The following is an 8,470-nucleotide window of genomic DNA, read 5'->3' as shown; positions in this document are numbered from 1 at the left end:
GGCATATGGATTTAGGGACTCAGAATACTTTTTTCTGAAAATCAAGGCGGCCTTCCCCGGAAAGCCGCGATGAACCTAAAAAAATGGCCTCCCGGGGGAGGCCATCAGGGGATCACTCTTCGTAGACGCTGACCTCGACCGCGTCCATGGAGTAGGAAGCGGTGGCCATCTCGTGGCTGGAGCTGACGGTGTGCATCTTGCCCTTGACCCAGATGGCGTCCCAGAGGTCATCCACCGGCGCCCCCTTGGGGTAGCTCACGTAGATCACCTGGTTGGTGGGCGGGGGCGGCACGTGAATGCAGGCGCCGAAGTAGGGGACCAGCAGGAAGGCGGTGATGGTCTTGGCATCCCCTTCCAGGGGCACCACGAACCCGGGGATCCGCACCTCCTGATTGTCCAGCTTCTTGTTGACGCCCCCCACCGGCTGCGGCACCGAGGAGAAGTCGCCATCATGGCTGACCTGGGGCGGTGGCAGCAGTTTTTCCCCCTCCGGGATGAGGATATCCCAGTCGATGGTCTTGTAATCTGCAGCCATGGCAGGCAGCACCAGCAGGCTGGCCAGCAGCGCCACTATTTTCCACTTCATCATCTGTTCTTCTCTCTTGGTCGGATGCGTCGGGTCAGACGCGAATGCTCATGCCGTCGCTCAGGCTGTAGCGGTAAGCGCGGGCGGCAGGCAGCAGCCCGATCACCATGCCCGCCAGCCAGACCAGGCCCAGCAGTTGCCACTCATAGGCGCTCGGCAGACCCAGGCTCATTTGCAGGCCATAGTGGCTGAGCAGCCAGGGGCTAGCAAGCCCCTGACCGAGATAGAGCGCGGCCACCCCGAGGGCGATGCCCGCCGTGGTGAGCGCCATCGCCTCCAGCGCCAGCAGCAGGAAGAGGTGGGCAGGGCCCGCCCCCAGCGAGCGCAGAATGGCGAGCTCGCGGCGCCGCTCGTTGAGGCCGGCGAGCAGGGTGGTCAGCATGCCGATGAGGCCCGCCACCACCACGAAGCCCGCGATCACCGACAGGGCGGTCTCCGCCACGCTCATCAGCCCCCAGAGCTCCTGCAGAGCGGCTCCCGGCAGGATGGCCATCAGGGGCTCTCTGGGATAGGTGTTGACGCTGCGCTGCAACTGGAACGCCAGGATCCGGTTGCTCAGCCCCACCATGAAGGCGGTGATGGTCTTGGGGGTGAGATCCAGCGCCATCGCCTGTTCCGGGGTCACGTTCTTGCTGTGACGACCGGTGTCCCAGCCCAGGTGGATCGCCTCTATGCCCGCCAGCGGCACATGAATGGTGCGATCGATGGGGGTGCCGGTGGGGGCCAGGATCCCCACCGCTTTGAACGGCATGTTGTCATGCTGGCTGAACGAGGTGTTGCCGGCGCCATGGGCGATGACGATGGATTGATCCAGGTGATAGCCGAGCTTTTCGGCCACCTGGGCACCCAGCACCGCTTCAAACGGTGTTTCGAAGGGGCGACCTTCGCGCATGACGAGCGCCTGCTGCTGGCCGTACTTCAGGTGGGTGAAGTAGTCCCCATTGGTGCCGAGCACGCGAAACCCCTTGTGGGAGTCGCCGAGGGAGAGGGGGATGGTCCAGGCAATACCGGGCCTGGCCTTGATGGCCTGGTAGGAGTCCCAGCCCACGTTGTTGGTGGGGTTGCCGATGCGAAACACCGAATAGAGCAGCAGGTTCACCTGGCCGGAGCGGGCGCCGACGATGAGATCGGTACCCGAGACGGTGTTGGCGAAGCTGTCCCGTGCCTGACTGCGCACCCGCTCCACCCCGAGCAGCAGGGTGACGCTGATGGCGACGGCCAGCAGGGTGAGCCCGGCGGTGAGGCGACGGGCCCAGAGACTTTGCAGGGCGAGTTTCAGCATGAGAGCCTCCGCAGTGAAGGGGAGATGGCCGGACGGGCTGCGAGATGATGGCGTGTGGTCATGCCGCCCTCCGGTTGAGCTGTTGCAGGTTCTCCACCCGGGGGAAGAGGGGCTCCAGATAGGGATCGTGACTGACGAAGACCAGGGTAGATCCCTGCTTGTCACACTCCTCGAACAGCAGCCGGATGAAGGCGGCCCGGTTGTCGGTGTCCAGGGCCGAGGTGGGCTCGTCGGCGATCACCAGAGGAGGGGAGCCTATCAGGGCGCGGGCGGCGGCAACCCGCTGCTGCTGGCCGATGCTGAGGGCGTGGACGGGGCGATGGAGTGCCTCATCCGGCAGTTGCAGTTCTGCCAGCAGGCGGCGCGCCTCCTGCTCGGGGCTCCCTGTCAGGCGGGCCCGCTTGGCGGGTGAAAAGGTGAGGGCAGCGGTGACGTTGTCCTGCACCGAGAGAAACGGCAGCAGATTGAACTGCTGGAAGATGTACCCCAGATTGGCCGCCCGGAACTGGTCACGGGCGCGGCCGGAAAGCCGGGCCAGGGGCTGGCCCAGCACCTCCAGGGTACCGTGGTTGGCGGTCTGGATACCGGCCAGCAACCCGAGCAGGGTGGACTTGCCACAACCCGATGGGCCCTTGATGAAGACGCGCTCACCCTCGTGGATGCGAAGGGCGGGCAGATCGAGGACGGCTTCGTGACCCGGCCAGGCAAAGGCCAGATCACGGATCTCAACCACGGCATGTTTCATGGTGTTACCAGCCCAGTTTGTTGGCGGACGGAGTCAGTTCGGCGGCGGTCTGGCCGGTGGGCAGTATGCCCTGCACGCTCAGCTTCTCCAGGCTCGGGTAGAGGCTGAACAGGGTGGCCTCGAGACCGGTGAGCTTGGCCGGGGTAGCGCAGGTGTAGGTGTACATGGCTCCCATGTCCGCATGGCCCGCGTCGTCGTGATGGTGTTCATCGTGAGCGCCATCAGCCTTGTCGTGCTCGTGCTCGTGCTCGTGCTCGTGCTCGTGCTCATGGTCATGATCTTCCTTGGCGGCCTGCAGCTCCTGCTGGGTCAGCTTGCAGCCGGCGGCAGGGTCGAAACGGAAGAGGGCGTCGGGCTGCTGGAGGCGGGCCACCGCCTTGGCATACTGCGCTTTCTCCTCATCGGTGTTGGCGGCATGCTCGAAGCCCACCAGATCGGCGGCAGGGGCCTGCAACTCGATCATCAGCTGGTTGCCGTCGAGTACCAGGTTGAGGTGGCCGTGACCGTGCTCATGGGCACCGTGGCTGTGGCTTTCGTGTTCGTCGTGATGGGCCTGGGCGCCGAAGGCGGCAGCGGCCAGCAACAGGGTGACTGCTTTCATCGTTAATCCTTTTGAATAAATAGAGAAAAGATTGGTTCAAAAAAAGAAACAATGAAGGGGCGGCGGGGCGCGGATACGGCGATGTCCCGTGGTGCCGGTGGCCGCCCTCGGTTGGGGAGTGCCGATATACCGGTCGATGCCAGAGGAGAGGGGAGGGAGAACGGGGGTCGGTGTCAGTGCCAGCTTGCCATCCAGATGCAGGACGCAGAGGGTGCAGGCATGACCGTGATCGGGCAGGGCAGCTTCAAGAGGGTGCTGTGCCAGCACCGGTTGCATCCACAACCAGCCCAGCAGCAACACCCAGATTGTCAGTGTGGAACGACCCATAGACCCTTGTGGAAAGGGCGCCATCAGCGCCCTTCTCTCTGATTCAGAGATGGGACTGGATGAGCCCCATCACCTTGGTTATCTCGGCGGCATCGAGCTGGCCATCTTTGGCAAACAGCACCTTGCCCTCTTTATCCAGCAGTATGATGGCCGAACTTTCCGGGGTGAGCGCCCAGGCGTTGCGGGCCATCCCCTTGGCATCCAGCACCATGGCGGACCAGGGGAACTCTTTCTTGCTGTCCTCGGCACTGCTCTTCACGAAACCGGACGTGCCCCAGATGGCGTCATTGCTGTTGATGATGGTGACGGTCTGGTACTTGTCGTGGGGCAGCTTGGCCGCCTTGATCGCCTCGATCATGGGGGCATTGAGCTCCTTGGCGCTGGAGCGACCCGCGATGTGCTGGATCAGGAAGACCTTGCTGGTCAGGACCTTGCTCTGCCAGGGCTGATAGCTGATCTCCTTCTCCTTGAGCACCAGCTCCCCCTTGTCGCTGATGTTGACCAGCGGCACCTGGGTTGACTCCTTGATGTTGTGGGCCATGACCAGGGTTGGCAGCAGCGCCAGAGTAAGCACGAGATGTTTCATCCGGATGACACTCCTTTGTGATGTTATAACGATTTTTGGGTCGAGGGAATGGGACCCTGAACATCCTAAACTGATCGGATCTGTTTAAAAAGTGTTAAATAATGCAGGGTGCGACGGTGATCTTGTCAACATGGGCGCCATCCCCCAATGACGGCGGCAAGGATGGCATGTCATCCATCAAAAGCAAGTGATGGTCAGAAGAGGCTAGTAGAGCGGTTCGCTGATCAAGGGAATCTGGGCCATGGTCATCTGCTGGGCCAGCAGGGGAGAACCGGTGAGCAGCACGTGGCGCTGATTGCCGATCACCAGGGTGTCTCCCTCAAGGCCGCTGTCGGCCGTGATGGCGAGCCAGGCCGGCGAGACGCTGCCGATGCTGATGTTCGGATAGATGATGCTGAGACTGTACTGGGGCGCCAGCTCCGCCAGCAGACTGGCCATGAGCAGCGCCTTCTCGTCGCTGTCGGCCTTGTTGTCCTGCAGGGCCTGCAAGGGCGGAGCGAAGTGGTCCATCTGCTCGGGCGGGGTGGGGATGCCGCTCAGCCACTCCTGCAGCAGGGTGACGCTGGTGGCGAGATCCTTGGCCGAAAACTGCTGTGCCAGGGGTTTGAGGTCTCCCTTGAACTGATAGAACAGCTGGGAGTAGTTGGGGCGCACACAGGGCAGCTTCTGGTTGGCCGGGTGCACGCAGGGCTGGACCCGCATTTCGTAGAAGGCGTCCTCCTGATATTGCCGGTAGGCCTGCCAGAACTGGGCGGATTCGAAGCTGCTGTCGTGCAGGGTAAAGGCCTGTTCTAGGTTGCGGAACTTGGTGGCCGTCTCCGGGCTGTGCTGGTTGATCTGGTTGATGCTGTTGTAGAGGCGCGGACTGATGTAGGAGTAGAGTGTTTCCAGCGGGAAGTTGAGGGCGGTGTCGAGCTGTGTCATCTCGTGACGGCTGGCTGAAAAGGTGCGCTCATCCGCCGTCAATTGCAGGTGCTTTTGCTGACCATCCGCAGATTGCCACTGCCAGCTCAGGTTGATCTCGTTGGCCTGCGCCATGGTGCCGAAGAGCAGACTGCACAGAAAGCCTTGTGCCAGTTTCATGGTGCGCCTCCGCCTGGGTCGATAATAAACAACTAGGTGAGTGACCGGCATTTGGATTGGTCTGGTGACAGATATATTGGTAATTATCTGATCTGACTTTAAATTTAATTCAGGAAATAAGTCATGGGGGAAATCATCATGAAGCTTGTTTCACGGTTTCTGCTGATATTGGTGGCCACGCCGGCGCTGGCGGGGCAGGTCATCGTCAATCAGGGGTTGTCCAGCGCGGATACCTTCGCCCTGCGGGATCAGCTGGCCCGGGAGCATGAATGGCAGGAGTGGCTGCGCTTCCAGCAGGCCATCAAGTGGCTGGAGGTGCTGCCGGTCAACTGCGATCTGGTGGGAGGTGCCGGTCAGGAATATCGCTGCGGTGATGACTATTACCGCCCCTATCGGCAAAACGGGCGCGACCTCTATATCCAGGGGGATCCCCCCGGAGCGTCCCCGCAACGACCAATAAAAAAGGCGCCATAAGGCGCCTTTTTTTGCGAGGGATACGCTTATTTTGCAGCGTAACGCTCGGCAGAGGTCTTGATCTCGGCTTCGGCAGCGGCCTTGTCGCCCCAACCTTCCACCTTGACCCACTTGCCCGCTTCCAGCTCTTTGTAGCGCTCGAAGAAGTGCTGGATCTGAGCTTTCAGCAACTCGGGCAGATCGTTCACATCCTGGATGTGATCGTACTGCTTGGTCAGCTTGGAGTGGGGAACGGCCACGATCTTGGCGTCTTCGCCTGATTCGTCGGTCATCTTCAGCACACCGACCGGGCGGCAACGGATGACGGAGCCGGCCAGCAGCGGGTAGGGAGTCGGAACCAGCACGTCGACCGGATCCCCGTCCAGGGACAGGGTGGCGTTCACGTAACCGTAGTTGCACGGGTAGAACATCGGGGTGGACATGAAACGGTCAACGAAGATGGCGCCGCTGTCCTTGTCGACTTCGTATTTGATCGGGTCGGCGTTCTGCGGGATTTCGATGATGACGTAGATGTCGTCAGGCAGGCTCTTGCCGGCCGGTACCAGGTTCAGGCTCATGACGTTTCCTTTGAGTGTTGGAGTCAAGTTTGCAGGCCGACATTATAGCGATGTCCCGTCAAATGACCATATTTCAAGGGCCGGGTGGCGTGGTGGAGGGTGGCTTTTCCCCGCGCTTGCCCGATTTCTGTCGTCTGCGGGCGCCGATGCCTTCGCTCCCCATGGGCGCGGCTTGTGCCACCGGGTCAACAGACCCTAGAATGCGCACTCCCTTTACTGGAAAAGGCAGCGGTATGCACATTCACATTCTCGGGATCTGCGGCACCTTCATGGGTGGTCTGGCGGTGTTGGCAAAACAGCTTGGCTATCGGGTGACCGGCTCTGACGCCAACGTCTATCCCCCCATGAGCACCCAGCTCGAGCAACAGGGCATCGAACTGACCGAAGGCTACGACCCCTCCCAGCTCGATCCGGCGCCGGATCTGGTGGTGATCGGCAATGCCATGAGCCGTGGCAACCCCTGTGTGGAATATGTGCTGGACCGCAATCTGCCCTATATCTCCGGCCCTCAGTGGCTGCTGGAGCACGTGCTGAAGGATCGCTGGGTGCTGGCCGTCGCGGGCACCCATGGCAAGACCACCACCGCCAGCATGCTGGCCTGGGTGCTGGAGTATGCCAAGCTGGAACCCGGTTTCCTCATCGGCGGCGTGCCGGGCAACTTCCCGGTTTCCGCCCGTCTCGGCTCGGCTCCCTTCTTTGTGATTGAAGCGGACGAATATGACTGCGCCTTCTTCGACAAGCGATCCAAGTTTGTCCACTACCACCCGCGCACCCTGGTGATGAACAACCTGGAGTTCGACCACGCTGACATCTTCCCGGATCTCGCCGCCATCCAGCGCCAGTTCCACCACCTGATGCGCACCGTGCCGAGCAACGGCCGGGTGCTCTTCCCCAAAGGTGATGACAACCTTACCGCCGTGCGCGAGATGGGCTGCTGGAGCGAGGTGGAGCTGGTGGGCCAGGACGACGCCAAGTGGAAGGCGGTGAAGCTGGCCGATGACGGCTCCGCCTTCGAGGTGTGGCTGGATGGCGTGAAACAGGGGGAGGTGCACTGGGAGTGCATCGGAGAGCACAACGTCAACAACGGTCTGATGGCCATCGCCGCCGCCCGCCATGCCGGTGTCATGGTGGAGCACGGGATCAACGCCCTCTGCCAGTTCAAGTCCCCCAAGCGGCGCATGGAGCTGAAAGGGGAAGTGGCCGGCATCAGCGTCTACGATGACTTCGCTCACCACCCCACCGCCATCGAGACCACCCTGGGCGGCCTGCGCGCCAAGGTGGGCAAGGCCCGCATCCTGGCGGTGCTGGAGCCCCGCTCCAACACCATGAAGCTCGGGGTTCACAAGGAGGAGCTGGCCGGTTGCTTCGACGGTGCCGACGAGGTGTTCTTCTTCCAGCCCCCCAACATCGGCTGGGATCTGGGGGAGGTGACGGCCCACATGACCCGGCCTGCCCGGGTATTCGAGGCCCTTGATGCCCTGATTGGCGCCCTGGTGGCCGAGAGCCGCCCAGGGGATCATATTCTGATCATGAGCAACGGCGGGTTTGGCGGCATTCACGACAAGCTGATCGCCCGCCTCAAGGAGCTGCAGAGCGCATCATGAACAAGGCCATCACTCTGGCGCTGACCGGTGCCTCCGGCGCTCCCTATGCCCTGCGCCTGCTGGAATGCCTGGTGCAGGCGGACTATCGGGTCTTCCTGCTCGCCTCCTCGGCGGCCAGGGTTGTGCTCAAGACCGAGCAGCAGCAGGATTGGCCGGGCTCCCCCAGGGAGCTGTCGGCGTACCTCTGTCGCCATTATGGTGCCAAAGAGGGTCAGATCGTCGCCTGCGGCAAGGAGGAGTGGTTCTCGCCGGTGGCCTCCGGCTCGGCGGCCCCCAAACAGATGGTGGTCTGTCCCTGCTCCATGGGCACCGTCTCGGCGATCGCCAACGGCACCTCGGACAACCTGCTGGAGCGGGCGGCGGACGTGGTGATCAAGGAGCGCGGCCAGCTGATTCTGGTGCCCCGGGAGAGCCCCTTCTCGGCGATCCATCTGGAGAACATGCTCAAGCTTGCCCGTCTTGGCGTGACCATCATGCCGGCGGCGCCAGGGTTCTACCATGAACCCAAAAGCATCGAAGATCTGGTGGACTTCATGGTCGCCCGCATCCTCGACCACCTGGGTGTCGAGCATGAGTTGACCAGTCGCTGGGGTTATGCAAACCACTGATACGGCGGGGAGCGGAC

General features: G+C 62.2%; 11 protein-coding genes. 3 read left to right on the top strand and 8 right to left on the bottom strand.

Annotated features, from left to right (window positions below; genetic code table 11):
* Positions 1–112: 112 nt before the first annotated feature.
* From OKB81_RS07310 to OKB81_RS07280, 7 genes are all read right to left on the bottom strand, one after another.
* Complete coding sequence (locus OKB81_RS07310; protein ID WP_010675589.1) at positions 113–589, bottom strand: DUF3299 domain-containing protein; 477 nt, start codon at positions 587–589, stop codon at positions 113–115.
* A gap of 31 nt (positions 590–620) precedes the next feature.
* Positions 621–1,868, bottom strand: coding sequence for an ABC transporter permease (locus OKB81_RS07305; RefSeq protein WP_160839442.1), 1,248 nt, complete (start codon positions 1,866–1,868; stop codon positions 621–623).
* A gap of 58 nt (positions 1,869–1,926) precedes the next feature.
* On the bottom strand, positions 1,927–2,613 hold the full coding sequence (locus OKB81_RS07300) for an ABC transporter ATP-binding protein (RefSeq protein WP_039040841.1): 687 nt from the start codon (positions 2,611–2,613) through the stop codon (positions 1,927–1,929).
* A gap of 4 nt (positions 2,614–2,617) precedes the next feature.
* Positions 2,618–3,214 (bottom strand): DUF2796 domain-containing protein, encoded by a 597-nt coding sequence (locus OKB81_RS07295; protein ID WP_042016313.1) that lies wholly within the window; start codon positions 3,212–3,214, stop codon positions 2,618–2,620.
* Positions 3,215–3,250: 36 nt separating this feature from the next.
* Positions 3,251–3,541, bottom strand: a complete 291-nt coding sequence (locus OKB81_RS07290) for a hypothetical protein (protein ID WP_080988551.1) — start codon at positions 3,539–3,541, stop codon at positions 3,251–3,253.
* 43 nt (positions 3,542–3,584) lie between these two features.
* On the bottom strand, positions 3,585–4,127 hold the full coding sequence (locus OKB81_RS07285; RefSeq protein WP_104454729.1) for a YtfJ family protein: 543 nt from the start codon (positions 4,125–4,127) through the stop codon (positions 3,585–3,587).
* Between the two features lie 204 nt (positions 4,128–4,331).
* Positions 4,332–5,210: a hypothetical protein gene (locus OKB81_RS07280; protein WP_270805187.1), complete on the bottom strand. Its 879-nt coding sequence runs from the start codon at positions 5,208–5,210 to the stop codon at positions 4,332–4,334.
* A 123-nt stretch (positions 5,211–5,333) separates the two neighbouring features.
* Between OKB81_RS07280 and OKB81_RS07275 the strand changes: the two genes are divergently transcribed.
* Positions 5,334–5,684, top strand: a complete 351-nt coding sequence (locus OKB81_RS07275) for a hypothetical protein (protein WP_010675583.1) — start codon at positions 5,334–5,336, stop codon at positions 5,682–5,684.
* 26 nt (positions 5,685–5,710) lie between these two features.
* On the opposite strand, the gene ppa is transcribed toward OKB81_RS07275, so the two are convergent.
* Positions 5,711–6,241: an inorganic diphosphatase gene (gene ppa, locus OKB81_RS07270; RefSeq protein ID WP_005335667.1), complete on the bottom strand. Its 531-nt coding sequence runs from the start codon at positions 6,239–6,241 to the stop codon at positions 5,711–5,713.
* A gap of 233 nt (positions 6,242–6,474) precedes the next feature.
* On the opposite strand from ppa, the gene mpl reads away from it, so the two are divergent.
* Complete coding sequence (gene mpl, locus OKB81_RS07265) at positions 6,475–7,845, top strand: UDP-N-acetylmuramate:L-alanyl-gamma-D-glutamyl-meso-diaminopimelate ligase (protein WP_039040843.1); 1,371 nt, start codon at positions 6,475–6,477, stop codon at positions 7,843–7,845.
* Positions 7,842–8,453, top strand: a complete 612-nt coding sequence (locus OKB81_RS07260; protein WP_042864976.1) for a flavin prenyltransferase UbiX — start codon at positions 7,842–7,844, stop codon at positions 8,451–8,453. Before mpl ends, OKB81_RS07260 begins: the two co-directional genes overlap by 4 nt.
* Positions 8,454–8,470 lie beyond the last annotated feature (17 nt).

The sequence above is a fragment of the Aeromonas sp. QDB56 genome, from assembly GCF_027705505.1.
In the GTDB taxonomy this organism is placed as follows: Bacteria; Pseudomonadota; Gammaproteobacteria; order Enterobacterales; family Aeromonadaceae; genus Aeromonas; species Aeromonas caviae.
Note: the sequence above shows the minus strand (reverse complement) of the source record. Positions and strands in the feature narration are given on the sequence as shown.